Source organism: Bradyrhizobium sp. Ash2021 (assembly GCF_031202265.1).
Classification (GTDB): domain Bacteria; phylum Pseudomonadota; class Alphaproteobacteria; order Rhizobiales; family Xanthobacteraceae; genus Bradyrhizobium.
In genome coordinates, this window is sequence record NZ_CP100604.1 from 7106416 (window position 1) to 7133282 (window position 26867).

24 protein-coding genes and 1 tRNA gene are annotated in these 26867 nt (G+C 61.6%); 7 read left to right on the plus strand and 18 right to left on the minus strand.

Annotated elements, in window-relative coordinates; genetic code table 11:
* Positions 1-6: 6 nt before the first annotated feature.
* Entirely contained in the window at positions 7-894 is an 888-nt protein-coding gene (locus NL528_RS34260) for a branched-chain amino acid aminotransferase (protein WP_309178785.1), read from the minus strand.
* A 514-nt stretch (positions 895-1408) separates the two neighbouring features.
* Between NL528_RS34260 and NL528_RS34265 the strand changes: the two genes are divergently transcribed.
* Positions 1409-2302 (plus strand): acyl-CoA acyltransferase, encoded by an 894-nt coding sequence (locus NL528_RS34265; RefSeq protein WP_309178786.1) that lies wholly within the window; start codon positions 1409-1411, stop codon positions 2300-2302.
* Between the two features lie 59 nt (positions 2303-2361).
* On the opposite strand, the gene NL528_RS34270 is transcribed toward NL528_RS34265, so the two are convergent.
* From NL528_RS34270 to NL528_RS34290, 5 genes are all read right to left on the minus strand, one after another.
* Positions 2362-3690: a cytochrome P450 gene (locus NL528_RS34270; RefSeq protein ID WP_309178787.1), complete on the minus strand. Its 1329-nt coding sequence runs from the start codon at positions 3688-3690 to the stop codon at positions 2362-2364.
* A 182-nt stretch (positions 3691-3872) separates the two neighbouring features.
* Positions 3873-4961, minus strand: a complete 1089-nt coding sequence (locus NL528_RS34275; RefSeq protein WP_309178788.1) for a homoserine O-succinyltransferase — start codon at positions 4959-4961, stop codon at positions 3873-3875.
* A complete protein-coding gene (locus NL528_RS34280; RefSeq protein ID WP_309178789.1) occupies positions 4962-6236 on the minus strand; it encodes an O-acetylhomoserine aminocarboxypropyltransferase/cysteine synthase in 1275 nt (424 codons plus the stop codon). It lies immediately after the preceding gene.
* Positions 6237-6319: 83 nt separating this feature from the next.
* A complete protein-coding gene (locus NL528_RS34285) occupies positions 6320-7270 on the minus strand; it encodes an amino acid--[acyl-carrier-protein] ligase (RefSeq protein ID WP_309178790.1) in 951 nt (316 codons plus the stop codon).
* A gap of 29 nt (positions 7271-7299) precedes the next feature.
* On the minus strand, positions 7300-8526 hold the full coding sequence (locus NL528_RS34290; RefSeq protein WP_309178791.1) for an acyl-CoA dehydrogenase family protein: 1227 nt from the start codon (positions 8524-8526) through the stop codon (positions 7300-7302).
* Between the two features lie 231 nt (positions 8527-8757).
* Here NL528_RS34290 and NL528_RS34295 point away from each other — a divergent pair, with 231 nt between their 5' ends.
* The 6 genes from NL528_RS34295 to NL528_RS34320 all read left to right on the plus strand — a co-directional run bounded on the left by NL528_RS34295 (position 8758) and on the right by NL528_RS34320 (position 14291).
* Positions 8758-9027, plus strand: coding sequence for a phosphopantetheine-binding protein (locus tag NL528_RS34295; RefSeq protein ID WP_309178792.1), 270 nt, complete (start codon positions 8758-8760; stop codon positions 9025-9027).
* Between the two features lie 168 nt (positions 9028-9195).
* On the plus strand, positions 9196-11013 hold the full coding sequence (locus NL528_RS34300; protein WP_309178793.1) for a long-chain-acyl-CoA synthetase: 1818 nt from the start codon (positions 9196-9198) through the stop codon (positions 11011-11013).
* A gap of 42 nt (positions 11014-11055) precedes the next feature.
* Positions 11056-11301 carry an acyl carrier protein gene (locus NL528_RS34305; protein WP_309178794.1) on the plus strand — a complete coding sequence of 82 codons (246 nt, stop codon included), beginning with the start codon at positions 11056-11058 and terminating at the stop codon, positions 11299-11301.
* Positions 11288-12673, plus strand: a complete 1386-nt coding sequence (locus NL528_RS34310; RefSeq protein WP_309178795.1) for an AMP-binding protein — start codon at positions 11288-11290, stop codon at positions 12671-12673. The genes NL528_RS34305 and NL528_RS34310 overlap by 14 nt, the downstream gene beginning before the upstream one ends.
* On the plus strand, positions 12666-13394 hold the full coding sequence (locus NL528_RS34315) for an SDR family NAD(P)-dependent oxidoreductase (RefSeq protein WP_309178796.1): 729 nt from the start codon (positions 12666-12668) through the stop codon (positions 13392-13394). Before NL528_RS34310 ends, NL528_RS34315 begins: the two co-directional genes overlap by 8 nt.
* A gap of 441 nt (positions 13395-13835) precedes the next feature.
* On the plus strand, positions 13836-14291 hold the full coding sequence (locus NL528_RS34320) for a cupin domain-containing protein (RefSeq protein WP_309178797.1): 456 nt from the start codon (positions 13836-13838) through the stop codon (positions 14289-14291).
* A gap of 200 nt (positions 14292-14491) precedes the next feature.
* On the opposite strand, the gene NL528_RS34325 is transcribed toward NL528_RS34320, so the two are convergent.
* The 12 genes from NL528_RS34325 to NL528_RS34380 form a co-directional block, all read right to left on the minus strand.
* The gene (locus NL528_RS34325; RefSeq protein ID WP_309178798.1) at positions 14492-15307 is read right to left on the minus strand and encodes a response regulator transcription factor; all 816 of its coding nucleotides are present in this window, start codon (positions 15305-15307) and stop codon (positions 14492-14494) included.
* 528 nt (positions 15308-15835) lie between these two features.
* Complete coding sequence (locus NL528_RS34330; RefSeq protein ID WP_375143921.1) at positions 15836-16033, minus strand: ketopantoate reductase C-terminal domain-containing protein; 198 nt, start codon at positions 16031-16033, stop codon at positions 15836-15838.
* 82 nt (positions 16034-16115) lie between these two features.
* Positions 16116-16191, minus strand: a tRNA-Lys gene (locus tag NL528_RS34335).
* A gap of 254 nt (positions 16192-16445) precedes the next feature.
* Positions 16446-17384 (minus strand): hypothetical protein, encoded by a 939-nt coding sequence (locus NL528_RS34340; RefSeq protein WP_309178801.1) that lies wholly within the window; start codon positions 17382-17384, stop codon positions 16446-16448.
* Positions 17385-17836: 452 nt separating this feature from the next.
* Positions 17837-18424: a Spy/CpxP family protein refolding chaperone gene (locus tag NL528_RS34345; RefSeq protein WP_309178802.1), complete on the minus strand. Its 588-nt coding sequence runs from the start codon at positions 18422-18424 to the stop codon at positions 17837-17839.
* A 112-nt stretch (positions 18425-18536) separates the two neighbouring features.
* A complete protein-coding gene (locus NL528_RS34350; RefSeq protein ID WP_074274122.1) occupies positions 18537-19820 on the minus strand; it encodes a TRAP transporter large permease in 1284 nt (427 codons plus the stop codon).
* On the minus strand, positions 19820-20389 hold the full coding sequence (locus NL528_RS34355; protein ID WP_074274121.1) for a TRAP transporter small permease: 570 nt from the start codon (positions 20387-20389) through the stop codon (positions 19820-19822). Before NL528_RS34355 ends, NL528_RS34350 begins: the two co-directional genes overlap by 1 nt.
* A 249-nt stretch (positions 20390-20638) precedes the next feature.
* On the minus strand, positions 20639-21640 hold the full coding sequence (locus NL528_RS34360; RefSeq protein ID WP_309178803.1) for a TRAP transporter substrate-binding protein: 1002 nt from the start codon (positions 21638-21640) through the stop codon (positions 20639-20641).
* An 802-nt stretch (positions 21641-22442) separates the two neighbouring features.
* Positions 22443-23510 carry a hypothetical protein gene (locus tag NL528_RS34365; RefSeq protein ID WP_309178804.1) on the minus strand — a complete coding sequence of 356 codons (1068 nt, stop codon included), beginning with the start codon at positions 23508-23510 and terminating at the stop codon, positions 22443-22445.
* Between the two features lie 72 nt (positions 23511-23582).
* Positions 23583-24218, minus strand: coding sequence for a LysR substrate-binding domain-containing protein (locus NL528_RS34370; protein ID WP_309178805.1), 636 nt, complete (start codon positions 24216-24218; stop codon positions 23583-23585).
* 21 nt (positions 24219-24239) lie between these two features.
* Positions 24240-24575, minus strand: coding sequence for a LysR family transcriptional regulator (locus NL528_RS34375; protein WP_309178807.1), 336 nt, complete (start codon positions 24573-24575; stop codon positions 24240-24242).
* Between the two features lie 234 nt (positions 24576-24809).
* Positions 24810-26369 (minus strand): 2-isopropylmalate synthase, encoded by a 1560-nt coding sequence (locus NL528_RS34380; protein ID WP_309178808.1) that lies wholly within the window; start codon positions 26367-26369, stop codon positions 24810-24812.
* Positions 26370-26867 lie beyond the last annotated feature (498 nt).

A 26867-nucleotide genomic window follows, 5' to 3' on the forward strand; every position in this document is an offset into this window, starting at 1 on the left:
TCACCATCACGCCGCAAGCTTCACCGCGTGCGCGAAATCCCAATACAGCCTCCGCGCACGCGCATAGAAAGGCCCGGGCGTGAGCTGCCGGTCGTCGATCCGGATCACCGGCGCGACCTTGGCGAAATTGCCGGTCGAAAAGATCTCGTCCGCGGCGAGGAAATCGGCATAGCGCAGTGTCGCCTCTACCACGGTGACGCCTTCGCCGCGCAAGAGTTCGATCACCCGCTGCCGGGTGATGCCGTTCAGGAAGGTACCGTTCGGCGCCGGCGTATAGACGGCACCATCTTTCGCCATGAACACGTTGGCATTGCCGAACTCGGCGACGTTGCCGAGCATGTCCAGCATCAGGCAGTTCTGGAAACCACGCGAGGCGGCCTCGATCAGCGCACGCGAACAGTTCGGGTATAGACAGGCGGCCTTGGCATCGACCGGCGCGCATTCGGCGGTCGGCCTGCGGAACGGCGACAGCGTGATCGCGCTGCCGACAGGCTTCGGCAACGGCGCTTCGTAGATACAAAGGCACCAGTCCATCGTTTCCGGATCGAAGAGCACGCCGCCGCCGACGCCATTCTGCGGCCAATACATGGGACGGATGTAGAGCTCGGCATTGGCCGGGAACCGCGCGATGCCTTCGCGCGCCAGACCCAGCCATGTGTCGAGATCGACGATTGGCTTGAGCCCGAAGTTGAGCGCGGATTGATTGACGCGGGCGCAATGGCGGTCGAGATCGGGCGTAACGCCTTCGAAGGCGCGTGCACCATCGAACACCGTCGAGCCGAGCCAGAGCCCATGGGTGCGTGGCCCCATGATCGGCACGTTGCCCTCGTGCCACTGGCCTTGGAAGAATGTCCATGTCCGCGAATGGGTGACGGGCTTGCTGTTGAAAATCATGACGGCCTCCTGACGTTTCCAACCCTCAAAACCGTTGGCCCTTAACGGAAGGCTCCGCGGTGAAGTGCCGGGAGTTGGACTTCCTGTACGTTCATGGCCCAACGCCTCCCTTTGATGGCTGTACGACCCGAACCGGGTCGAGATGCAGCGTGGATTCTATGCCACAGTCTAACCGACCGCACTTGCGTAGTCGGGGGCGCAAAGGTGGATGTCGGAAGGCCCGCGCTTCCGAGCGAGGTACCTCCGAAGTGGAGCTACCGACCGGAGCTGTGGTCAGGTATCGTCGCGCGTCGATGATGATGACATGACATGCCGACGTCAAGTTCCGCATCTACTGGCGAAAGAGTACCGGCAAGATTCGCTGGAAGTGCTTGTGAGGCCCTGGCGTGCTGGAATTCGAGTGCGCCGTGCTCTTGAATCCGAAAATTGAAATTGCAGTGCGAACCGCACCCGAGCATGGTCAACAAGCGTACGACCATCCACACAACTCGATTTGGCAGTTTATAGGTAGGCGTTGCCCCGCATCAAAGTCCGACTCATAACTGACGCCGACATCCCGGCGGCCATAAATCTGCTGACCCGCGGATATGGGCCAGGGGGGGCCGACGGCCCCGCCCGCCCTCGCAGTTTTTGGGAGCATATTTTCTCCTATTTGAGGCTTCGACCGCTGCACGCAGGAGAATTGCCACGGTTTGGATACGTCATCGACAGTGACGGCGAGCTTGTTGGTATTTTGCTCTTAATATTTTCGACAATTTGGGAGAATGGCAAAGCCAAGATCCGTTGCGGCGGGTCCGGCTTGTATGTCGATCCGGCATTTAGGATGTATGCGCCACTGCTAATAAGAAAAGCCTCCAGCATCAGGGACGCCACGATACTTAACCTTACGCCGGCCGAACATACGTTTCGCATAATCGAAGCTTTGAGCTACGTCAGATATTGCGATGGAATCTTTGTTTCAATCCCCTTGTTCAGTCGAGCTCCCAAGGACGCACCTGTCAGCGTCGTCGATGTGCATACCAAACTGGATGTTTCTTTAGATCCACACGATCGCGATCTACTGCTTGAGCACGCAGATTGCGGATGCACTAGTCTGTGGTGCATTACGCCTCAAGGCGCGCATCCTTTTGTATTTCGAAGCCGAAAGTTGAAGAAGGTTTCATGTGCGCAGCAGCTTGTCTATTGCCGCAATGTGGATGACTTTGTACGTTTTGCGCGGCCGATAGGTTTGTTTCTTGCCCGGCATACTGGGCGTTTTTTGGTGGTGCTCGACGCGAACGACCCAGTTCAGGGGCTGGTTGGTAAATACTTCGCAGGAAAAGCCAATAGGTTTTTCTGCGGATCGGATCGGCCACGGTTGGGAGATTTAGCTTATACGGAGATATCGCTGTTCGGCATCGGCGTCTGAGGGCTTTGGCCCTTTCCGGCAACTATCATCTAGAATGCCTTGCGTCGCAACACACTATTCTATTGTCCTCTAATCTCCGGGCGCATGATAATATCATGCTTGCTGAGCAAATTCATGCCGGTTGAGATTTCCGGCAGTTTCTGTTCGTCGTAGCGCAGCACTAGCTCCTTGGCGAACATAATGAGATGGATCTGAATCTCGAGCCGAGCGAATTGCTCACCTATGCAGTTACGCGGGCCGGCGCCAAACGGGCACATCGCCAATTCGTGCCGATCGTAGCTGCCGCTCGGACTCATCCGATCGGGATCAAAGTCGTCTGGCTCCTCCCACAGCTGCGGGCTGCGTTGAATAAGGTAAGGCGAGATATAGATTTCCGTTCCTGCAGGCACAAAAAATTCGCCCAGATGATCATCATTGATTGCTTTGCGTGTCATAAGCCAAAGCGGAGGATAAAGCCGAAGGGCCTCATCGATAACTTTCCGAGTGTAAGCGTACTTCGGAAAGGAATCCATGGTGGGAACTGCCGGCCAAGGCAAACGATCGAGTTCAGCGGAAAGCTTGTCTCGCGACCTGGGGTGTTGGGACAGAAGATACCATAGCCAGTTCAGCAGGCCGGCAGAAGTCTCATGGCCGGCGACCACCAGCGTCATCACCTCCTTGGACAGCTGTGCGTCAGGCATAGGTTGCCCGCGTTCCCGATCGCGCGCCTGCATTAGCTTACCGAGAATATCTGTCGCCGCCGCTCTATTGTCTCGCCGCCTTTGTGCAATGACTTCGAGGATGATTTTTCTCAAGGGACTGAATGATCGGGCAAATTCAAGGTTTCGCGCAGATTCTTCGGCGAGCACATTGAAATGGGGCGCGACCACGTTGTAGTCGTCACCAAAAATCGCAACCAACGTAATCTTTAGGACCATTGAACTGACGTCGCGCGTGACGTTGACCGCTTCGTGGCGCTTGGCGGCTTGCCTCCATTTATCGAGCAGTTCGTTATTAATACTGGCAATCATCTCGACCATGCCACTAATCGAGTTTTTGGAGAAAGCCGGCTGCATCATGCGCCGCTGGTTTGCCCAGAACTCGCCGTTGCTCGCTATAAGTCCGTTACCGAGCAGCAACGCAATGCGCTTAACGACTTGACCCTTTCTCGCATAATTTTGCCAATTCAAGCGGAGAATCCGCTCGCAATATTCCGGAGCACTGATCACGTACACCTCGGTTCCTACAACTGAAGCTCGGTAGATGTCTCCATAGAGACCAAAATTTTCGATTATCCAGCAAAAGAGATCTTCCGCTGAACTGTATGACTCGGTCGGCCCCGGAGGAATCCGAAACTGCCTTGCGCTCGCGACGTTGACGGTGATGCTTCCGGAATGTTGTTGTTCCACCGTATTTTTCCTCAATTTGAACCTAACGCGCTGGGCTTGGTGAGCTAACCCCGGGAATCTTGCGGGGCGTTCGTGCAGAAGCGTCCGACGGGACCGAGGCGTTTTGGATGCCAAGGTTCCCGCCGCCATCGTCCCCGTGCGGTGTAGATCAACAGCGGAACGCCGACGGGCGTCCGCGTTGTCTACGCCACGGCCCGCCCGGGCCTCGTTTGGTACCTTCCGTTGAAGGCTGGCGGCTTTGAGCGTCCGGCTCGCTGTGACGCCATGTACAACAGCCAGTTGCGGTACAAGCGCCTGGCCGCCGGATGCCAGGCGTTTCTCAGATCCTTTGCCGCTTGATCGGCCGGAAAATCGGCGAACAACTCCGGACTTCTGTCCGTAAGGGCTTTCCGCCGAAAGGCCGTCAGGAGCTCTTCCGCCTCCGTGTTGAAATAGCCTGTCGGTATCGTCGGACAGACTTCGCTCTCCGCTCGGAGGAAGCGACCCATGTCCCTTCTGTATTCGCCCAACAGGGTATTGGTTTCGTATTCCGGATGGCCCTGGAAATGGACGAAAAGGCTCTTCTTCTGCTGCTTGACGAAGCAGTCGACGCCGGCCGCCACCGATCTGGTGAGGACGGAATATCCGCAGCTCTCGAGAGCCCTCTCCTGCACCTCGTTCCAGCGGGCGTGCGGTGTTCTGAAGGTCGCCGGAACGTCGCGCATCAAGGGATGATCTCTCGTCTTCGTTTGAGCAAAGACACCGATGCATTTGGCAGGCAGCTTGTGGCGCGCCACGCCGTCCATGTGCAGGACGGCCCCATGGACGGCCAGACAGGAATACACCGATGACACGGTATTCTCCCTGGCCCAGTCGATGATTCGGACGAAAGTGGTCCAATATGGTTCTTCCGTCAGGCTGGCGGCTCTCGGTTCGGCGCCGGTCACGATCACACCGTCCAGGCTCGTGTTCAGCAGATCGTCGGTGCCGCGGTAGTATCGACGCACGTAATCGCGCCCCCAGTCCGAGCGGGGCGTCGTCTCCATCGTGTAGAAATGCAGCCTGACGAAGAGCCCTCCGGCCGCGGCGCCGAGCAGGTCGAACAGCTGGCGCTCGGTGGACATCAAGGCGGAATCCGACATGTTGTTGATCAGCCCGATATCGAGGCACTCCTCCCGGTTTCTCGGTGACGCGGCGCCACTTCCGTTCCGCGCTCTCGAGAAGAGGTGGTGGTCGTACGAGTCTATGTCGATTAGGACAGGCATCGGAATGCCTTCATGGTTGACCTGCATTCAATCTGCGGCATGGAGCGCCTGATCGAGGTCGGCGATGATGTCGTCGACGTGCTCGATACCGACGCTCAGCCTGATCATCTCGGGCCGCACGCCGGCCCTTTCCTGCTCCTCGGGCGACATTTGCCGGTGCGTGGTCGATGCGGGGTGGCAGGCGAGCGATTTCGCGTCCCCAATGTTGACCAGCCGTTTGAACAATTTCAGCGCGTCGTAGAACCGCTTGCCGGCCTCGAACCCTGCAGCCACGCCGAAGGTCAGCAACGAACACGCGCGGCCGCCCAGATACTTCTGCGTCAGCGCGTGATAGGGGCTATCGTGGAAGCCCGCGTAGTTGACCCATCCGACGCGGCGGTCGTCGCGCAGAAACCGGGCGACCTCCCCGGCATTCTCGACGTGCCGCTCGATCCGCACCGCGACGGTCTCGATGCCCTGGAGCAGCAGGAAGGCGTTAAAGGGTGCCAGGATGGAGCCGGTGGTCCTCTGGGAGACGGCGCGGCAGCGCGCGATGTAGGCGGCGGCCCCGTAACGCTCGGTGAAGACCAGCCCGTGGTACGATTTCTCCGGCTCGTTCATCATCGGAAAGCGCAGGCGATGCTCCGCCCATGGGAACCTGCCGCTATCGACGATGATTCCGCCGAGCGTGGTGCCGTGCCCGCCCATGAACTTCGTCAGCGACTCCACCACGATGTCCGCGCCGTATTCGATCGGTCTGAGCAGGATCGGGGTAGGCACCGTGTTGTCGACGATCAGCGGCACGCCGTGCCTGTGGGCGACCTCGGCCATCGCTTCGATGTCGCAGACGTTTCCAGCCGGATTTCCGACGCTCTCGCAGAACACCGCGCGCGTATCGTCGTCGATCAGTCTTTCCATGCTTTCCGGCCGGTCGTCTTCCGAGAACCGGACCGTGATCCCCTGCCTCGGTAGGATGTGCGCGAACAGCGTATGCGTGGTGCCGTAGAGCTGCGGGACCGATACGATGTTGGTGCCCATCTCCGCGATGTTGATCACCGAATAGTTCACCGCGGCCTGGCCGCACGCCACGCTCATCGCCTCGATGCCTCCTTCCAGGGCGGCGACCCGCTTCTCCAGCACCGCATTGGTTGGATTACCGATCCGGGTGTAGCGGAAGCCATCCACTTCGAGATTGAAGAGCGCGGCTCCATGGTCGGCGCTGTCGAAGGCGTACGAGGCCGTCTGGTAGATCGGCACGGCGACGGCCTTGGTGGTCGGCTCGACTTCGTAGCCGCCGTGGACGGCGAGAGTCTCTCTTCTCATGGAAGCCGGCCCCTCGGCTCTTCGGTCCCGGGCGACCTCTGGATGTCCTTGGCGCATCGAAGTTCCTCGAATGCTCACGCCGTCTACCGGTCGTCCCGCGGGAAGCCGAGCAGGTCCCGCACTGCGGTCGGCCACCTGGCGACGTCTCTGCCGTGGGTATGGAACATGGCGACGGCGAGACGGTCCATTCCGAAGGCCACGCAAGCGGTATGGGCCGGCTCACCGGCCGCGTCCGCAATGCCCCAGGCGGTGCCGAAGTGATCGCGGTGGTAGTTGAAGCTCATGCATGCGGTCGGTTGCTCCTCGGAGCGCAGAGGGACCAGCAACTCGAATTTCAGCGACTGCTGCTTTTGGCTCACCGCCATCATCTGGCCGACCCGGCCGAAGAACGGATCGCTGGCGTAGTCGACCCTGAAGGTCAGCCCGAGATCGCGCGCGATCTCCTGAGCGAGCACCATCCAGCGCTCCCGGAACGCCGAGACGTGGTCCGGGCTGCCGATGCAGACGTATTCGCGCATCCTGAAGGACTGCAGCCGGTCGAGATGGCGCGAGGGCTCGCGACGGAAGCAATCGGCGGCCACGTCGAAGCACCAGCCGCTAGCCGGCACGGAACCGCGGCTCGCCGCGATCGGATAGACCGGATAGCAGGCGGCCGGCGACAGCACGAGGTCGGCCGGTGAAAGTGACAGGGTCCAGTCGCCGCCGGCATCGAAGCAGCTGACCGCCGCATCGATCTCGCTTTCCGTGCCGTGCAGGCCGCAGACGCAGCCGAGCAGGTTCGGAAAGCTCTTCAGATAGCCCGACCTCTCAAGCTGCGTGCGGTTCATGACGGGGGGGAAGCGCAGCACCTCGGTGTCCACTTCGCGATGCCGCGTGATCAGCGCTGCAAGCCGCTCCACGACGTCTTCATAGAGCGCGGTGCGGCCATAGACCCCCGGAGAGCCCATCTTTTGGAACAGCACATCGGCAAGATAGTCCAGCGGATCGGCCCGAGGCTGAGCGGGTTCCGAAGGTGCAAACATGGCCACGTTCATATCAAGCCCCATTTCCTTCGAGGAGAACATCAATCGCGCAGGGACGCCGGGACGGCGCTCATCAGCGTGGCGGCACCCATGCTGGCAAGGATGCGGTCGTTGTTGATCATGATCGGAGCCGAAAGCACGTCGCGGAGGTGGCGGCCGACGCTGACGTCGGTGTCGTTGCGGTAGCCGGACAGGCCGCAGGCGCGCATCGCGTGCATGACGGCCGCGACCGCGAGTTCGGAGGCCTCCACCTTGAGAAGGTTGATCGAGGACTGGAAGTCGACGGACGAGAGCGCGCGCTCGTCCCGTTCACGGGCAGCAAAGGACTCGGTGTTCACGGCGATGATGGCGCGCAGTTTCGCCAGCGTCATCCTGGCGGCGGTGAAATGCGCCGCGCCGGGAGGCATATTGCCGCCGGACCCGCGGGCGGCCTTGCGGATGAAGAGCTGCGCCCGGTCCACCGCCGCGGCCGCGATTCCCGCCCAGACCGACGACCAGCACAGATGCGCGACGGGCGTCATCGTCTGCGCATGGATCCTTTCGTATGCCACGGGGAATATCTGTTCCGCGGAGCCCTTGAAATTCAGCTTGAAGCCGGCGCTGCAGGTCCCACGCATGCCGAGCGTCTCCCATGCGAGAGTTTGCTCCAACGTGTAGTCGTCCCGGGTGATGGCCAACATCACCTGATCGGATCCGGCGGCGTCGTCGGCGCGGCGGGCGATGGTGACGATGCCGTCCGCCTCGGCGCCGTAGGAAATCACCGTCGCGTCGCGCTCCAGCGAGATCTCGGCGCCCTCGCGCTCCACCGCGGCCGAGCTGAAGCGTATGTTTCCGCCGTTCTGGCCTTCCGTGGTCGAAGACGCCAAGAGCAGCTGTTCGGCCGCCACGCGGCGCATGAGCCTTTCGTGCCAGCCGCTGCCTGCGCCGTGGCGGATCAGACACGCGATCTTGGTCTGATGCATCGCGAAGATCATCCCGGCCGAGGCGCAGGCGCGGCCGAGCGCGTAGCACATGTCGGCCACCTCGGAAATCGAAGCGCCGTCGCCACCGAACTCGATCGGGATCTGGGCGCCCAAAAGCCTCTCCTTGCGCGCCGCGTCGATGGCCTTCAGCGGGAAGCGCGCCTCGCGGTCGACCGCTTCGGCCTCCGTCGCCGCGGCCTCCGCGACGGCGGCCGCCCGTTCCCGGAACGAGGCGCGGTCGGGAGAGAATGCTGCTCGGCTGCTTTCGGGGGCGAAGCTGCGGAATTGGACTTCCTGCACGTTCATGGCCCAAAACCTCCCGTTTGATGGTCGGACGACCCGAACCGCGTGGACATGAATTCCACTCGAGTTCGAGGGTGGCAATCTAACCAACCGCACTCGAGGAGTCGGCGGCGCAGAAGTGAGCACGGGTGCCCTTGCGAGGTACCTCCGAAGTAGAACTACTGACCTGAGCTGCAGTCAGGTATCGTCACGTCGATTATGATCTGTCACCTCATCGCGACGAGTGGAGTTGAAATGCTAGACCTTGCCGCCAGCGTCCAAGACCGTGTTCTTTCCGTCGTCAGGATCGTCCTCCAGGAGAACGCGATCATCGCCGATGTCCACCCGGAATCCCGGCTGGTAGATATCGGACTGGACTCGATGGATATGGTCGCGCTGATGCTCAAGGTCGAAGCCGAGTTCGATCTCACCCTTCCCCAGCCCGAGATCACGCCAGAGAACTTCCAATCGGTGAAGACAATGGAGCTGATGATCCTCAACCAGCTCGGACCCGGACCGGGATGAACCGACTTGAACAGACATGCGTCTTCGGAAAGCGAGCGAAACCGGATCGACAATGATCGCAAGGTCGCGCCCGGTCCGGCTCGCCGCTTTCCCCCTTCCGCCGCAGCCTTATCGCCTCGGGAGCTGGTCGGCGCGGACATCGATCGAAATCATCTGCATGGTCAGATCATGAAAGCAGGCGTGATTCAGCGGGCGACCGGAAGTAGCGACCCGCGATGCAGACCCTCCGCCGCCAAAGCCTGGCTGAAGGCCATCGAACTGACCTCGCGGATCGAGGCCGAGCCGCAACGGCTATTCGCCGACGTCGTGGAAGAATGGGCGAAACGGCAGCCCGGACGCCCCGCATTGTGCTCGGACCGCCAATCCTTCACCTACGGGGAGTTCAGCGCCCGGATCAGCCAATATGCGCGTTGGGCGCGGGACCTGGGCGTCCGTACCGGCTGCACCGTCTGCCTGCTGATGCCGAACCGGCCGGACTACGTTGCCTGCTGGCTCGGCATCAGCAGCGTTGGCGGCACGGTGGCGCTGATCAATACCCGGCTGGTCGGGCAGTCCCTCGCTCACTGCATCGACGTTGCGTGTGCCGACCACCTCGTTCTTGCCGTCGATTGCGTGGATGCGTTCGAAACCGCACGTCCGCACCTGGGTCGCGTGCCCCAAATCTGGAGACTCGGTCCCGGCAGCGCCGGCGCCGATCTGGATGCGGCGCTCGCCGCCGCGGATCCGCGCCCGCTGTCCTCCGCCGAGCGCGGCGACGTCACGATCGATGGACGCGCCTTACTCATCTACACCTCGGGCACCACGGGGCTGCCGAAGGCGGTAAACGTCAGTCATCGCCGCATCCTCAGCTGGGGCGGATGGTTTGCCGGGCTGACAGACGCTTCCGTCCACGACCGTCTTTACGATTGTCTTCCGCTCCATCATTCAGTGGGCGGTGTCGTCGCGCCTTGCAGCATGCTCCGCGCCGGCGGTTCAGTGGTGATCGCGGAGAAATTCTCCGCGGAAGACTTCTGGGACGACATCATGTATTTCGACTGCACTATCTTCCAATATATCGGTGAACTCTGCCGCTACCTTCTGAACGCGCCGGCGTCCGGGCTGGAGGTCGTACACGGGCTGCGGCTGGCCGTCGGCAACGGATTGCGCGGCGACATCTGGGAGGCGTTCGCGAAGCGGTTCGCGATTCCGCAGATCCTCGAATTCTACGCCGCGACAGAAGGTAATTTTTCACTATTCAACTTCGAAGGAAAACCCGGCGCGATCGGCCGTATCCCGCCGCTGCTGGCGCATCGCTTTCCCGCCTCGATCGTGAAGGTCGATGCAGAGCGCGGCAGCCCGGTCCGCGGCGACGACGGGCTCTGTATCGCCTGCACCCACGGCGAGGTCGGCGAGGCGATCGGGCGCATCGGCACCGCCGATCGGGGCGGCGGCCCTTTCGAGGGCTACACGGACCCGGCCGAGACCGAGAAGAAGATCCTGCGCGACGTATTTGCCGAAGGCGATGCCTGGTTCCGGACCGGCGATCTGATGCTGCGCGACGAGCAGGGCTATTTCCATTTCGTCGACCGGATCGGCGAAACCTTCCGCTGGAAGGGCGAGAACGTCGCGACCAGCGAGGTGAACGACGCGATCAGGGACTGCCCCGGCGTTCTCGACGCCTCGACCTACGGGGTCGCGGTCCCCGGCGCCGACGGTCGCGCCGGCATGGCGGCTTTGGTGGTGGACCAAGGGTTCGATTTCAGAATCTTCGCGGAACTGCTGTCGCGCCGGCTCCCGGTCTATGCGCTTCCGATCTTCGTCAGGTTATGCCGGGCGCTCGACGCCACCGAGACCTTCAAGCAGAATAAGCAGCGGCTGATCCGCGAGGGATTCGATCCCTCGGTCGTGGGCGACCCGCTGTTCCTGCGCGATCCGGCGACCAGCGACTATCGTCCGATCGACCGGGCCGTCTACGCGCGCATCGTGGAGGGCGGAATCAGACTCTAGCATCGGCTCGAAAAGCCACTTTCTTGAGAGATGAGGTGTCCCATGTCGGTAAGGTCGAGGATTTTCTCGGCGATGCAGCGGATCGCTGAAGAGCAGAAGGTCACGCTTCCGCCGCTCCACGACGATCTGTCGCTGCACGAAACCGGGTTCGACTCGCTGGCATTCGCAATCCTCGTCGCGCGGCTGGAGGACGATCTCGGCGTTGATCCGTTCACCGTCGCGGAGGACGCCGCCTTCCCGTCGACCGTCGGCGAATTCGTCAGAGCATACGAGAATGTCCCCGCCTGAAATCTTCGCGCTGCGCGAATATCTCGGCCCGGAGCTGAAGGGCCGCACGATTTCCGATGCCCGGCACGGCGTATCGCTGACCGACATTCTCCGGCACAGCTGCCTGATCGGCAGATCCCGCGAGCTGTCCGGCCGCTCGGTGCTGCTTGCGACATCGGGACAGCTGCTGTCCGCGCTCGCGATGATCGAGCTCGACGGCATCGCCCGCCGCATGCTGCTGTGCCCGCCCGACTTCGATCCGGATCGCATCCAGGCCCTGCTTGCGGATGCCGAGATCGACGCCATCGTCACCGATCAGTCGCTGCACCGATACGATGCTGGCGCGTACCTGGTTGTCGGCGCCGGCCTGCCCGAACGGGCGGCCGAGGGATGGAAGACCGAACGCGCGACCGAGTGGCTGATGCTGACCTCGGGGACGTCCGGGCTGCCGAAGATCGTCGGACATACGCTCGATGGGCTGGCCGGCGCGATCATCGCCGAGGGGGCTGCGCGCCACCCGAACGCGACCTGGGCGACGTTCTACGACATCCGCCGCTACGGCGGCCTGCAGATATTGCTGCGCGCCGTGATCGGCGGCGGATCGATCGTGCTGTCGGAGCCCGGGGAAGCCATCGCGGACCACGTGGCACGGCTGCGGGCAGGCGGCGTCACCCACATCTCCGGGACGCCGTCGCACTGGCGCAAGCTCCTGATGAGCGGTGCGGCCGCGAACTTCTCGCCGCGCTATGTCCGCCTGTCCGGTGAAATCGCCGACCAGGCGGTGCTCGACGGCCTTGCCCGGGCGTTTCCGCATGCGTCGATCGGCCATGCCTATGCTTCAACCGAGGCCGGCGTCGGTTTCGCGGTGGACGACGGGCGCGAGGGTTTTCCCGCCGACCTGATCGGGCGGAACCGCGACGGCGTCGAGATGAAGGTCGTCGACGGTTCACTCCGGATCCGCTCCCACCGCACGGCGCGCGCCTATATCGGCGCCAATGCGCCCCCGCTCGCCGATGCCGAAGGCTTCGTCGACACCGGCGACATGATCGAGCTGCGCGGCGAGCGCTACCACTTCGTCGGCCGGCGCGGCGGCATCATCAACATCGGCGGGCTGAAGGTCCATCCCGAGGAGATCGAGGCCGTGATCAACCGGCACGAGTCCGTGCGGATGTCGCGCGCGCGGTCGCGCAGGAGCCCGATCACCGGCGCCATCGTGATCGCCGACGTCGTCCTCGCCGACGGCACCGATGCGGGTCGCCACGAGACGATCCGCACGGAAATTCTCGGCCGGTGCAAGGACTCGCTGGCGGCGCACAAGGTGCCTGCGGTGATCCGCTTCGTCGAGCGGCTCGACGTCACGGAAGCCGGGAAACTGGTGCGCGCCGATGCGTAACGTCCTCGTCACCGGCGGCAGCCGTGGCATCGGGCTTGCGATTACGCGCAGGCTCGCCGCATCCGGCGACTACAGCGTGATCGCGGTCGCGCGCCGCGAGAGCGAGGATCTGGGACACGCCATCCGCGAAACGGGAGCGGACCGCCTTCACTTCAGGGCGTTTGATCTTGGCCGGACCGACGAGATTCCCGCCTTCGTGAAGGAGCTGCGCGACGGCTTCGGCGCGATCCACGGCCTCGTCAACAATGCCGGGATCGGCACCGAGGGGCTGCTGGCCACCATGCGCAATTCCGAGATCGAGGCGTTGATCCGTCTGAACGTGCTGTCGCCGATCGTTCTGACCAAATACGTGGTGCGCCACATGATGGCCGACGGCGCCGGGCGCATCGTCAACATCTCCTCCATCATCGCCTCGACCGGCTACAACGGCCTCTCCGTCTATGCCGCGTCCAAGGCCGCGGCCGCCGGCTTCACCCGTTCGCTGGCCCGCGAAGTTGGCACGCTCGGCATCACCGTGAATGCGATCGCCCCCGGCTTCGTCGACACCGAATTGACCAGGTCCTTAGACGACGACGGCCGCCGGCGCATCGCCGGTCGCAGCGCGTTGCGCCGCCTGCCCGAGGCCGACGACATCGCTTCCATGGTCGAGTATCTCATGGGCGAAGGCGGCCGGAACATCACCGGCACGGTGCTGACGGTGGACGCCGGCAACACCGCATGACCGCCGCGATGGCAGGCATGCGCCGTCGCGGCGCACCGTTATCCATGCACGATCATCCCTCGCGCAGATCAATCCGATTGCGCCGATCAGATAGGGCACATCGCAGCTCATCCGCCACTTGCTTCCGCAACTCATGGTTGCCTCGTCGACAGGATAAACTGGCAAACGCAATCCAGAGTAGCGTTGAGGTCGACAATGGTGCGAGGACTTGGCCTTGGTCCCGCGCTTTTTGTCGCAGTCCGCAAAGGACGCTCCATGTGTGGAAATCGCAGGCAGATCGAGCCGTGCGGCGCGCCGCCTACACTACTTGCGGCAAAGTGGCCTCTTTATACTTTTCGCGGAAACTCTCATTATGCGGGTCCCGGAAGAATTGAAGATCAGCAACTAGCATCACCGGGATCTTTAGAAGCGCGTACTTTATTCAATCATTTGAGGTGACCCATGCCGCTTGCGCTTATTGAAACCGGACATTGCAACGTGGATCTCAAGCCGTCGCCGATCGAACCATCCTGGATTCTTGAAGGCAATCCGGAAGCCCGCTCGCACCCGCTGTCAACCAGCGCGTGCGGCACTGCCAAGACCCTGATCTGGTCCTGCACCGAGGGCAAGTTCAAGTGGTACTACGATCTCGACGAGACCATCATGATCCTCGAAGGATCGATCGTGCTCGAGAGCGAGGGCATGCCGCCGAAGCGCTATGGCGTCGGTGACGTGATCTTTTTCCGTGAGGGTGCGCACGCCAAGTGGCATGTCGAGGGTTATGTGAAGAAGGTCGCCTTCCTCCGGCAGAGCACTCCGCTCGGGCTCGGGTTCGCCATCCGCGCCGTCAAAAAGCTCAAGCGGATGTTCTTTGTCTCCGCCGAGCGTCGTGCCGCGCGCCTCATGGAGGCCGGCTAACGACTTTCAGCGAAGCGCTTCCCAGCGTGGGGACGGGCCGGGATAACAACCCCGGCCCCTTTTTGATCAGGACGGCAGCTCGACGCGCAGTGGCGGCACATCCCACCGCATCAACACCGTCTCGTGGAGGCGGTTCCTGGAATCGGAATTTGCGGAGTCGGGCTGCGCCGTTTCGGAGGAGGCGGTCGAGGCGAGGCACCTCAGTGCGGTTTGCTTCCGGTTGGTCGTAATGGTCCTTCAATTTGCTCGATCGCAGAGTTCACCCCCACTGGCGCTGGCAGCTGGCTACCCGCGCCGGCTGCCGGTGGCGGCGGGTTGGTGCTGGTTGTTCGTGTGAGCATCCCCCAAGTCGCCGCTTGTGTGCGATTGTGGACCCGCATCTTGCGAAGGATCGACGCGACATGGCCCTTCACGGTGCCGTCGGTGATGTGAAATTTTCGCGCTATGGATTTGTTGGAATCGCCATCAACCAGACAGCGTAGAATCGTTTTTTCCCGTGGCGAAAGCTGCAGTGCAATCGCGTCCTGTGGCGTGGCGATGAGCGCCTCGCTGTTGACGACGCGTGGGCCAGCATTGTCCAGGGGCTCGCCTTCGGGACCCAGAACGAATGGCAGAAATGCCGCCGGGAGAACTGTTTCACCCATCATTACCAGTTCTATTGATTTGATGAATACTTCGGGTGTCATGACCTCGACGAAATAGCCATTGGCGCCTGTCCGAAATGCTGAAACCACGTCTTCCAGCCGATAGCGATCGGCAACGATCGCGATTCGCCCGCCCGGGTTGCTGCGTCTTAAAAGTTCGATTTGGTCGGTCACTACGTCGAAATCATCACCAATATGGACAATGAGAAACAGCGGGTGGTGTGGTTGGACTTTGCTCCCAAGAAAGTCATCGGCGCATGACACGGATGCTACGATGCGAAAATTTGCTGAACGGAGGATTCCAGCGACGCCGTCTCTAAGTAAACTACGATTTCCAACGAGGACGATTGCGAAAGAATGTCTCCGCCTCATGTTGGCTCTCCCAACCTGCACACAACCAGAAGCTCGACGAGGCACTTGAGCTCCGACTCTCTCACTTGCAGATTTTTGGTGGCGCTAAGGACCCATCCGTCAGTAGAAGAATTGGAGTTTCGGATTCTTGAGTCAGTGAGACGCCCCTGAGCAGCAATGCACTTAGTGGTAATACGGTGGCGCCTGTCTTTCGTGAAAGTTCAATGAGGGTAGAATCAAATTGTCAGTACTTCTATCTACCCTTGGGTATATGCAAGTTGGCGCGGGACCGGAGTTTATCAGGACCGCATGGGTTGTATTCGCGCGGCAACCGCAGACAGGCATCCCGTGGTTATGCACGGTTTGAGCAGCCTGCTCGACGCGCGTGACTTCAGGACTTAGCATGTTGCAGAAACAGAACGAATTGCGTCGAAGCGATTCGGATTTTCGTGCCTGACATCGTGATCAGGTGATCGGATCTCGCTGCGCTTGCCGCGCGATAGATCTTGCGCGGTCGATGAGTACTGGCCCAACATCGTCTCGGCAATTTTACACCGCCACATCGACGTCGCCCGGAATCGTCACGCCATCCGCCTTCGCAACGGCCACGCATTCGTCGACGAGGTCGCGCATGACGGCAGTCGTGCCCTCGCCTTTCACGAGGCGGCCGCCGGGCAATTGCGCAATCGCCGAGGTGGACGAGTGTCCTGTCGTCCCACTGGACAAGCGCCATGAAATTTGGCGCACTAAACGGTGGTCTGTGACCCCAGCGCTGATTGCAATTCGCGGCAACCGGTCGCCGCGACCTGGTTGGACTTCTTGCGGGGCTTGGTGGGCGCACCAGGGCTCGAACCTGGGACCCGATGATTAAGAGTCATCTGCTCTACCAACTGAGCTATGCGCCCGGAACCGGGTCCGGAAAGCCTTCGTAAGAGGGCGTCGTTTAGCAAAGCGACCCCGCGATGTCCAGCAAAGGAGCAGGAGTTTTCCCGGCCTTTGGCAGGCGCCCGGAACGGGAAAAAGCCGCCGGATTTCAAGGGCTTTCCATTTGGACCGCCGGATGGCGTCAATAGCGGTCGCCCGGACCGGTCCGGCGGCCGTTGTCGCTGCCCCGACGGATCCCCGGCAGGAGCGAGCGCTCGTAGCCCTCGGTACACCGCTAATGCGTGGCCCGGTCGAGATATGCGTCAAATCTTGCCTGCCGAACCGCATCCAGCGCGCTTTGTTCCGCCGGTGAAACAACGTTGCTCTTTTGCAGCGCCGATCTTCGGTCCGCGAGGGACAGCACAGCCGCGCCCGCAACACCCTTGGAGATATCCATCGACAGGCCGATGATCACCATGTGCTTATCGATCCGTTGCGCGAAGGCGCTAAAGCTGGTCGGGCTTGCCACACCCCAATGGCTCCCCACCGGCGCAATTTCGACATGAGGGCTCACCGATCCGGTCAGCGTGGTCAGGAATGTCATCGTGTCGGCGAAGACCCGTGAACCGGAGTCCAGGGTTTGCAGGCTTTTATCTTCGTTCAGGTCGATGAACGTCGAAATCAGCTCGCGTATTCCGATCCTGCCGGCGATTGGATAGACAAAATTTTCAACTCCGTCGCCGCCGCAAACCAGATGGTCATCAGCCAGGAGCTTGGCGAACGTGTCGCTCATGATGAAGCGCCGCGCGTTGTTCCGGCTGAAGTCACCGCTTGCACCCACACCGATACCGGCCACCCCGTTTGTGATGAGTCGCACCGGGTCCGCCAGTAGCGCAGTCCTGTTGTCTTCGGTGACATCGAGCGTGAAATCGTAGGCAATACCGGTCCGGATGTATCGGTTGTAGAATGCGCGCTCTTCCTGCGTGGTGAGTATTCTTGGATCGAATTTCCAGACCTGACCGCGTTTCGCTTGCAGCGACTTTGCGAGATTTATCGAGGGTTCGTGTTGTCCGCCCTTGTAGGCGAACAGGAGCTCGATCGCCTTGTCCTCGATCGCAAGCCGCGTCTCGCAGCGGATGTGATGGATAATGTCGACGGGCGGCACGCCGGTGACATCCTGCTGCACCGGGTGGATGGAGCATCCGGAAACGAGCAACGAAAGCAGCGGAAGCACCAGTCTCGCTGCGGCCGCCCAGAAAGCGTGTGGCGCGCCAGTTCGCTCGGTATCCCGGCCTCTTTTCCCAGTAGCCGCATCCATTGCTGCCCCCAACCAACCCGGTCCGAGAGCGCACGCGTCACTGCCGGACGTATTTGCCCCGCCACGCAAAGAAGTACGCATTCGTATTGCGACGTTCGATCAGAGCCGCCCGAAAGCGGCGCTATCCCCGGCCCACCAGAGGCCCATCAGCTGCAATTCGCAAAATTAAAATTCTTAGCTCAAGTCCTCGAGACGACTAATCTTCTCCGCAACTAATGGTTGGTCAAGTGGCGACTTCAACGGTGAAATTTTAGCCTTCCACTGTTGCGCAAATGAAACATCGAGAATGGACGCAGCGCCGAATCCGATCCAGGAATCAGAAAAGCCGCCGGAACCCGTCGGCTTTTCCAACATTCAGAGGTCAGCGGTCAGAGCCGCTCGGGGCCGCCTCGGTCCGGCCCGCCATCCCGATCGTAACGGTCGCGGTCGAAGCCGCGATCGCGGCCGCCATCGTCGCGGTCGCGGTCAAATCCGCGATGCCGCCAGCCTTCGCCACCGCCGAACCGATGGCCCATGTGGGTCAGGGCGGCGAGACGCCGCTTCTGGCCGTCGTCCAGCGTCTTGTAGAGCGGATCGGCCGCATCCGCGATTTTCTTCATCGCGGCCGCTGACGTCGCCATGTTGTCGGCGTGTTCGCGCAGGCGCGCGACCGGATCGTCCGGCTTCTGCGCGTCGGCCGAATCATTCTTCTCGACGTTCATCCGCGCGTTGGCGCGATCGATCCGCAGCTTTGCGAAATCCCGCACTGCGGTTTCCACCGGCGGCCACAATTTTTCCTGATCGGGCGTCAGCTTGAGCCCGGCATGGACGGCTGCGATCCGTGCATCGGCAAACGCTGCCCTGTCCTCGGGGTTCATCCACATGTGGGCATAGCCCCAATGGCGATGCTGGGCGTAGACGGCGGTCGAACCGGCAATGGCGAGGGCCGCAATGCCGGCAATAGCGAATTTCCTCATGGAAACCTCCTTTGAAGGTTGCCTGAAGATGAGCCTAGGCGCCTGCGCATTCAACTTACAAGTTGGAAATAAGCCTCTCTCTTACCAAGATGTAATCTGCATGAAGTTTTCTTCAGATCATCCCGAGCAGCCGCGGCAGCCACAGCGAAATCTCCGGCACGTAAGTAATGAGGCCGAGGAACGCCAGCATCGCGCACAGCCATGGCAGCACCGCGATGGTGATTTCGCTGATGCCCATCTTGGCGATTGAGGAGGCGATGTAGAGATTGAGCCCGACCGGCGGATGGCAGAGGCCCACTTCGGTGTTGACGATCATCAAGACGCCGAGATGAACCGGATGGATGCCGAGCTTGGTCGCCAGCGGAAACAGGATCGGCGCCATGATCAGAAGGATCGACGACGGATCCATCACATTGCCGGCCAGCAGCAGGATGACGTTGACCACCAGCAAGAACATCCAGATCGAGAAATTCTTGTCGATGATCCAGGCCGCCATCTCCTGCGGGATCTGCTCATGCGTCATCAGGAACGAGAACAATACCGCGTTGGTGATGATGTAGAGCAGCATCGAGCTCATGGACGCGGCCTGCAGCAGCACCTTTGGCACTTCGGTGAGCTTGAGTTCCTTGTAGACGAACACCGTGATGAAGAAGGCATACACCGCAGCCACGGCGGCCGCTTCGGTCGGCGTAAAGATGCCGCCATAGATGCCGCCGAGCACGATGCCGATCAGCAGCAGGCCCCAGATGCTTTCGCGGAACGCGGTCCATTGCTGGCCAAGTGTAGCCTTCTGCATTTTGGGATAGCCGTTGCGCAGCGCCACGAAGAAAGTCACTGCCGCCAGCATCAGCGCCAGGATGACACCCGGAATGATGCCGGCCATGAACAATGCGCCGATCGAGGTGTTTGTGGAAACGCCGTACAGCACCAGGATGATCGACGGCGGCACCAGGATGCCGAGCGCGCCCGATGTCGAGATCACGCCGACGCCGAAACGGCGCGGATAGCCGTGCTCAACCATCGCCGGCATCATGATGGAGCCGATCGCCACCACGGTGGCGACGCTGGAGCCCGAGATCGCCGCGAACATCGCGCAGGCCGCGACGCCGGCCAAGCCCAGTCCGCCCGGCAAATGACCGACCAGCGAGGTCGTGAACGCGATCATCCGCCGCGCCACGCCGCCGCGGGTGAGAAAAGTTCCGGCCAGGATGAAGAACGGGATCGCCATGATGCCGAAATTGTCGAGACCGGAAAACAGCTTCAGGCCGACGCTTTCGATCGGCACTTCCGTCATCGTGAACAGGAAGGTCAGAACGGTGAGGCCGAGCGAAATCGAGATCGGCATGCCCGTCAGCATTAGGGCGAACAGCAGTCCGAAGATAAGAGCGGCGCTCATCAGGCTTCTCCCAGCGAGATTGGCGCCTTGGGATCGACGACGATGCCCTCGACATGCGCCGCATCATGATGCGGCAGCTCGCCGGTGCTCCAGTACGTCCACATCACCTGCATGAAGCGGAACGACATCAGATAGGAGCCGAGCGGAATGCAGGCATAGACCAGCCAGCTCGGCAATTCGAGATCGGGCGAAACCTGGTCGGTCGACATCAGCTCGATGACGAACTTGGCGCCCATGGTGCCGACGATGGCGGTGAACAGCGCGCCGCCGAACAGGCCGAACAGGATGACGCCCTTGCGCCAGCGGTCGTTGAGGCGGTTGATCAGCACGTCGACGCCGACATGGATGCCGGTTCGCACGCCGTAGGCGGCGCCGAATTTCGCCATCCAGATGAACATGTAGATGCACAGCTCCTGGGCCCAGGCGATGTGGATCTGAATGAACAAGGGATAGAGAAACGATATTCCGGTGCCGAAGCGGTGCACGACGGAAACGAAAATCAGCACAGTCGCCGCGCCCATCAGCGAGGTGATTATGATTTCCTCGAGCCGATCAAGGATACGAAGCATCTTCGAACTTTCCCCACTTATCGCGTATTCGTCATTGCCGGGCATAGTAGTCTGCCTTGCGCAGACTACGTAAACTTGTCTGCGCTCCCGGCCATCCACGTCTTTGTTTTTCGAGAAGCAAGACGTGGATGCCCGGGACATGGGCTAGCGGAAGCGACGCCGTCCTTCGGACGGCTATGCCCGGGCATGACGAAGGATGTCCCTTCTCAACGGCACGAATAAAGCGCGTTCCCCTTCAAACCATGTCTATCAGTGGCTGGCCGCGCCGGTCTCTTTGAGGAATTCGTCGATCAAGGGCTGACCGACGCGACTGGCGACATCCTTGTAGACCGGCTCCATCGCCTTGCGCATCGCAGCGTCCTGCTCCGGCGTCAGCGTGATGATTTCGGTCTTGCCGGCTTTCTTGATCTCGGCGAGCGCGTCCTCGTTTTCCTTCGCCGACTGGCCGTTGCCGAAAGCGGTGGCTTCCTTCATCGCCTTGTCGAGTTCGCCGCGGATGTCTGCGGGCAGACCGTCCCAGAACTTCTTGTTCACGACCACGACATAGCCGATATAGCCGTGGTTGGTGATCGTCGCGTATTTCTGCACTTCATGCATTTTCTGGGTGTAGATGTTCGACCAGGTGTTCTCCTGGCCGTCGACCACGCCGGTCTGCAGTGCCTGATACACCTCGCCGAACGCCATCACCTGCGGGATCGAGCCGAGCGCGCGGAACTGCGCTTCCAGCACCTTCGACGACTGAATGCGGAATTTGACGCCTTTGTAGTCTGCAGGCGTGAGCAGCTTCTTGTTGGCGGTCATCTCCTTGAAACCGTTGTCCCAGTAAGCCAGACCCGTCATGCCCTTTGAATCCAGCAGCTTGAGCAGCCGGGCGCCGAGCGGACCGTCGGTCACCTTACGCAGGGTCACCAGATCCGGGAGGATATAGGGGAGATCGAACACCTCGAACTCCTTGACGCCGATCGGCCCGAACTTGGAATTGGACGGCGCCAGCATCTGCACCGCGCCGAGCTGCAGCGCTTCGAGCTCTTCCTTGTCCTTGTAAAGCGTCGAATTCGGATAGACTTCGACCTTCACCTTGCCGTTGGTGTATTTCTCAGCCAGTTCCTTGAACTTGTCGGCCGCCTTGCCCTTCGGCGTGTCGGAGGCCACCACGTGGCTGAACTTGATGACGATCGGCGCCTGCGCCGAGGCCGGGCCGACCAGAGCCAGGGCCGCGATCGACGCCGCAGCCAATATCAATTTACGCATGTTTCCTCCCGCGTATTCCATTGAGGAGCGAAAACGCCGCCCCGAACCTTGTATGTCAGCCGCACCAATACAGAGAAGCCGGCCGGAACGCCATTGCCCCTTTAGCAGGGGCTATTTTGTGAATTTGCTGCACTGCAAAATGCGCCATTCCGTCCGGATCAGCCGCTGCCGGCCTGTTTGAGGACAATCGTTCGCAAAGCGCAACACCGAACGCTGTGCCCGGCCTCACCGCCCGCGTCCAATAGAGGTTGGCTAATGGGGAGTTCGCCGTTGCAGAACGCTGGCGCCGGGGGAGCTCTTCCCGACCGTCATTGCGAGCCACCGGGTCGCGCGAATGCGCGCCCGATGACAGGCTCCGCGAAGCAATCCATGCCGCAGCGGAAAGAAAGGATGGATTGCTTCGTCGCTTCGCTCCTCGCAATGACGGCACTCCAATTTTAGGCATAAATCCGCGATCTCGCCGCGCTACGCGCTCGAGCTGTGCCAGAAACTTCGTCCCTCCGACAACAGAGGGCGCAGGGAAAGCCGGGTGCCCGGAGCACCCGCAGCCCGTGTGCATTGGTAGTAAGCACACGGTAGTCACCACGGTTGCGCCGGAAAACACCCGGCTTTCCCCGCGCAATGGTTTTAACGGTTTCCTTCGTGCTTCCCCCAGCGACGAATTCCTTTTTGTCACCGTCGCCTCGCGGATTAAGATTTGTCCAAGCCCAGTCGGGCCGACGCATAAACTCCGTGAAACCTATTACGTTGCGCGAGATCGACAGCCGCGCAACGTCCTGCGTTCGCAACCAGGACGCATGTCTCATTCCGACCGTCTTGCGTATTTCAGCGTGCCGCCCGCGACATAGGCGATGTTGGCGGTCCCGGCGTTGTCGTAAGCGAGCGACGGCGATCCTGCGCTCACCGCATCGACGGCCTCGACCGTCCAGTCGCCGAACTGGCTGCGGGACGCCAGCTTGACCGCGTCGATGTCGGAATAGGCGACGCGAAAGTCGTTTCCCTTCGCCGCCGCCGACGGGGTGACGATATTGTTGACGTTGGCCGCGACGGTCTCGATGCGCAAAATCCCGCCCGACGCGACGCTTGCCTTGAGAGTTTTGCTGGCCATGTCGAAATAGGCCAGGCAACCATCGGAAAATGTCCGCGCGATCGATGTCGGCCGCCTGACATTGATCTGCTGCGATCCTTCGATCACGGCAGGCGTGGAAAACGTGCCTTGCTCGATGTCCACCACATGCGTCTCCCGGACCGAAACGAAGTCCTGCGGACTGCCCGTGTGAAAAAAGCTGACATAGCCGACAAAGAAGTTTTCCGAGGAATCGAATGAAACCGACGGATCGGCGAACGTGGTCAGCTCGGTCGTGTCGACTTGCACCGTCACCGGCGTGGGCCCGATGCTGCCGGTATGCGCAAAGCCAATGCCGTCCGTCGCCAGATCGACGTAGACGAAATACCCGACATCGCGGCTCTCCGTATCCAGTCGTCCCGGACGGAGCGCGAAGGTAACGCCCGCAACTCCGCCGGGCCCCTGAATCGGCGTGAGCTTGGTCGAGATATGCGTGAACGACCACTGACCGGCGCTCTTGACGGCGTGGATCAATTCACCGCTGCTCAAGTCCTGATAGCCGAGCCTCGGATTGCCCGTGGAATCGATCGCCAGCCAGGGCCGTATGTCGACACCGATAAAGCCCCCCGGCACGTTCTCGTGCGTCCAGGTGCCGCCGTTCCGTCGCGCAACGACGATCTGGCCCGATCCTGCCTGGGAAAATGCGATGCTGGGATTGCCGGCCTTGTCGAGGGCCAGGCTGACTTCCCCGCCGCTAACCGCGATATCGTTAGCTACCGCCTCGAACGTGAATGGCGTCGCCATGGCCGTCCTCCCGCGTGTCCAACTCGCTGACGCCGCATTAGCACAACCTGTGCGGGACGTATGTGAATTGGTTCACGTTGGATCGGCGCGAACGATCTTGCGCGCCGGCCGCTCCGCGGCGCGGAGATGATCCAGCACGAGGCGGCCGGTGCCGGAAAGATGCGCGGCGTCCCGCACGACAATCCGGAGTTCTCGTTTCGCCCATTCGTCGCGCAGCCGGATCGATCGCAGTCCCATGCCGGCGCCGACCACCTCGAAGGCGTGGTCGGGGATCAGGCCGATGCCCATATTCGCCTGCACCATGCGGCAGACCGCGTCGAAGCCTGGCACGTTGATGCGCAGCCGCATCGACTTGCCGGCTTGGGTCGCGGCGTATTGCGACCGCAGATAGATCGAACTCGCCGCATGCAGGCCGATGTGGTCGAAGTCGAGCGTGTCGGTGAACAGCAAATGATCGCGCTCCGCCAGCGGGTGATCCGCGCGCACCACCACGACCAGATTGTCGGTGCGGTAGTGAAATGCCTCGAGGCTGCGGGTCTCGGCCTCGCCGGAGCAGATGCCGATTTCGGCGGCGCCTTCCTCGATGCCCCGCACCACCTGCCCGCTCGGCCGCTCCTGCAGGTCGACCCGCAGCAATTCATGGGCGCTGAAGAAGGCGGAGAGATCTTCCGGCAAAAACTGCACGATCGCCGAAAGGTTCGCGAGCATCCGGACATGTCCGCGGACGCCTTACGAATATTCGGACAGTTCGACGGCGATTTTCTCGACGTTCAGCAGCGTGACGCGGGCGTGGTGCAAAAGCGCCTCGCCGGCCGGCGTCAGGGCCATGCCCTTGGACAGCCGCTTGAACAGGGTGACGCCGAAGGCGAGCTCGAAATCGTTCATCCGCTTGGAGACGGCGGAGGCCGCGATGCCCTCGCGCTGCGCCGCCCGCGTCAGGTTCTGCTCGTCGCAGACCGCGATGAACAGCCGCAAGGTGGTGAGATCGATCCGGCGCGTGAGCGCGGTTTCGGCGGGGTTGGAATGGCGCTGAAGCGGCGCGAGATCGATCGATTCAAACGACATGGGCGACGTCCCGATTTGTGGACGGCGGGACGTTAGCGTCAACGATCGCGCGATAGATCTCAATTTTAAGCGGAATAACCCGCTTTGCTGGGAAACGATTCTAACCAGAAGCCAGAAATGCGCGTTTCATTCCAGCCGTCGTTGCGAGGAGCGATAGCGACGAAGCAATCCATGCTTTCTTTCCGGGGAGAGATGGATTGCTTCGCTATCGCTCGCAATGACGTCGCGGCGAAATCAGCTCGCCGCCACCGCGGTCTTGTCGCGCTGGTGCTTCATGACGATCTTGTTGAGCGCGCCGAGATAGGCCTTGGCCGACGCCACCAGCGTATCCGGATCGGACGCCTTCGACGTCATCGAGCGGCCCTCATGGGCGAGCCGCACCGACACCTCGGCCTGCGCGTCGGTGCCCTCGGTGACGGCGTGGACCTGATAGAGTTCCAGCTTCGCCTCGTGCGGCACCAGCGCCTTGATGCAATTGAACACCGCGTCGACCGGGCCGTTGCCCTCGGCTTCCTCGATTCTGGTCTGGCCGTCGACGTCGAGTTTCATGGTGGCGCGCTGCGGCCCATGGGTGCCCGCGATCACCGTCAGCGAGGTCAGCTTGATGCGGTCGTGGGAGGCCGCGATCTCCTGATCGACCAGCGCCTCGATGTCCTCGTCGTAGATGTCCTTCTTGCGGTCGGCCAGCGCTTTCATCCGCGAGAACGCGTCTTCCAGCTGGTTGGCGCCGAGCTTGTAGCCCATCTCCTCCAGCTTGTGCACGAAGGCATGACGTCCGGAATGCTTGCCGAGCACCAGCGACGACTTCTTCAGGCCGATCATTTCGGGCCGCATGATCTCGTAGGTCGAGGCGTCCTTCAGCACGCCGTCCTGATGGATGCCGCTCTCGTGCGCGAACGCGTTGCGGCCGACGATCGCCTTGTTGTACTGCACCGGGAACGAGGTCGCCGCCGACACCAGTTTCGAGGCCCGCGTCAGCATCGTGGTGTCGATCTTGTTCCACCATGGAAACACATCGTTGCGGACGTTGATCGCCATTACGACTTCTTCCAGCGCGGCATTGCCTGCCCGCTCGCCGATGCCGTTGACGGTGCACTCGATCTGGCGCGCGCCGCCGGCGATGCCGGCCAGCGAATTCGCCACCGCCATGCCGAGGTCGTTGTGGCAATGCACCGAGAATACCGCCTTGTCGGAATTCGGCACCCGCTCGATCAGCGTGCGCATGAAGCGGGTGTATTCCTCCGGCACGGTGTAGCCGACGGTGTCCGGGATATTGACGGTGGTCGCGCCGGCCTTGATCACGGCTTCGACGATGCGGCAGAGATAGTCCATCTCGCTGCGGGTGCCGTCTTCGGCCGACCATTCGACGTCGTCGATCTGGTTGCGCGCGCGGGTGACGTTGGCGATCGAGAGCTCCATCACCTGCTCCGGCGTCATGTTGAGTTTGACGCGCATGTGCAGCGGCGAGGTCGCGATCACGGTGTGGACGCGGCCGCGCCTGGCGAATTTCACGGCTTCCGCACAGCGGTCGATGTCCTTCGGATTGGCCCGCGACAGGCCGGCGATCACCGAATTCTTGGAACGGCGGGCGATCTCGCTGACGGCCTGAAAATCGCCTTCCGAGGTGATCGGAAAACCGGCCTCGATGACATCGACGCCCATGTCGTCGAGCATTTCGGCGATCTCGAGCTTTTCCTCGAACGTCATGGTGGCGCCGGGGCACTGCTCGCCGTCACGCAGGGTGGTGTCGAATACGATTACGCGGTCCTTCTCGGACTTGGGGGCGGTGGTCATTGGAAGAATTCCTTATGGGTCGTGCGCTGTTTTCTAGGCGCTGAAGGGTCTGGTGATCTCGCGCGAACCCCTGAGTGCCCAGGCGCAACCGCCCAGACGGCCCTCAGGGGCCGATAAGAAGCAGAAGCCCGCCAAGAAGCAGGGTGGGCATGGACGCAGCCGGAATCGCGGGGGCAGCCTCGGCCGCTCCACCCCGAACTCCCAACTTTTCGCTGCGAATCAGCATTGCCGGACCCTTGAGGAACCGGAATCCTCGGCCAAAACCATTGACGGTTCGTTGCCGGAACGCCGCTCCAAGGCCGTTCTAGACGAGAAATGTGGCGAACCGCAATGCCAAAAGATGGTCAGGAGGGGTGACCTAATAGACCCCGGCATGCGGTCGTCGTCACCCGCCACCGGGTCGGCGCGAAGCGCCGCCCGATGACAGGCTCCGGCGGGCGATCCAGTATTCCAGAGACCGGCGTCGAAGCCGGAAGGCCGCGGCGTACTGGGTACCCC

What these genes read in the sequence shown, in the direction of transcription:
- NL528_RS34260 (WP_309178785.1), bottom strand. Translation starts at nt 894, where the DNA reads ATGATTTTCAACAGCAAGCCCGTCACCCATTCGCGGACATGGACATTC.
- NL528_RS34275 (WP_309178788.1), bottom strand. Translation starts at nt 4,961, where the DNA reads ATGCAGGTCAACCATGAAGGCATTCCGATGCCTGTCCTAATCGACATA.
- NL528_RS34280 (WP_309178789.1), bottom strand. Translation starts at nt 6,236, where the DNA reads ATGAGAAGAGAGACTCTCGCCGTCCACGGCGGCTACGAAGTCGAGCCG.
- NL528_RS34285 (WP_309178790.1), bottom strand. Translation starts at nt 7,270, where the DNA reads ATGAACGTGGCCATGTTTGCACCTTCGGAACCCGCTCAGCCTCGGGCC.
- NL528_RS34290 (WP_309178791.1), bottom strand. Translation starts at nt 8,526, where the DNA reads ATGAACGTGCAGGAAGTCCAATTCCGCAGCTTCGCCCCCGAAAGCAGC.
- NL528_RS34295 (WP_309178792.1), top strand. Translation starts at nt 8,758, where the DNA reads ATGCTAGACCTTGCCGCCAGCGTCCAAGACCGTGTTCTTTCCGTCGTC.
- NL528_RS34300 (WP_309178793.1), top strand. Translation starts at nt 9,196, where the DNA reads ATGAAAGCAGGCGTGATTCAGCGGGCGACCGGAAGTAGCGACCCGCGA.
- NL528_RS34305 (WP_309178794.1), top strand. Translation starts at nt 11,056, where the DNA reads ATGTCGGTAAGGTCGAGGATTTTCTCGGCGATGCAGCGGATCGCTGAA.
- NL528_RS34310 (WP_309178795.1), top strand. Translation starts at nt 11,288, where the DNA reads ATGTCCCCGCCTGAAATCTTCGCGCTGCGCGAATATCTCGGCCCGGAG.
- NL528_RS34315 (WP_309178796.1), top strand. Translation starts at nt 12,666, where the DNA reads ATGCGTAACGTCCTCGTCACCGGCGGCAGCCGTGGCATCGGGCTTGCG.
- NL528_RS34320 (WP_309178797.1), top strand. Translation starts at nt 13,836, where the DNA reads ATGCCGCTTGCGCTTATTGAAACCGGACATTGCAACGTGGATCTCAAG.
- NL528_RS34325 (WP_309178798.1), bottom strand. Translation starts at nt 15,307, where the DNA reads ATGAGGCGGAGACATTCTTTCGCAATCGTCCTCGTTGGAAATCGTAGT.
- NL528_RS34345 (WP_309178802.1), bottom strand. Translation starts at nt 18,424, where the DNA reads ATGAGGAAATTCGCTATTGCCGGCATTGCGGCCCTCGCCATTGCCGGT.
- NL528_RS34350 (WP_074274122.1), bottom strand. Translation starts at nt 19,820, where the DNA reads ATGAGCGCCGCTCTTATCTTCGGACTGCTGTTCGCCCTAATGCTGACG.
- NL528_RS34355 (WP_074274121.1), bottom strand. Translation starts at nt 20,389, where the DNA reads ATGCTTCGTATCCTTGATCGGCTCGAGGAAATCATAATCACCTCGCTG.
- NL528_RS34360 (WP_309178803.1), bottom strand. Translation starts at nt 21,640, where the DNA reads ATGCGTAAATTGATATTGGCTGCGGCGTCGATCGCGGCCCTGGCTCTG.
- NL528_RS34365 (WP_309178804.1), bottom strand. Translation starts at nt 23,510, where the DNA reads ATGGCGACGCCATTCACGTTCGAGGCGGTAGCTAACGATATCGCGGTT.
- NL528_RS34370 (WP_309178805.1), bottom strand. Translation starts at nt 24,218, where the DNA reads ATGCTCGCGAACCTTTCGGCGATCGTGCAGTTTTTGCCGGAAGATCTC.
- NL528_RS34375 (WP_309178807.1), bottom strand. Translation starts at nt 24,575, where the DNA reads ATGTCGTTTGAATCGATCGATCTCGCGCCGCTTCAGCGCCATTCCAAC.
- NL528_RS34380 (WP_309178808.1), bottom strand. Translation starts at nt 26,369, where the DNA reads ATGACCACCGCCCCCAAGTCCGAGAAGGACCGCGTAATCGTATTCGAC.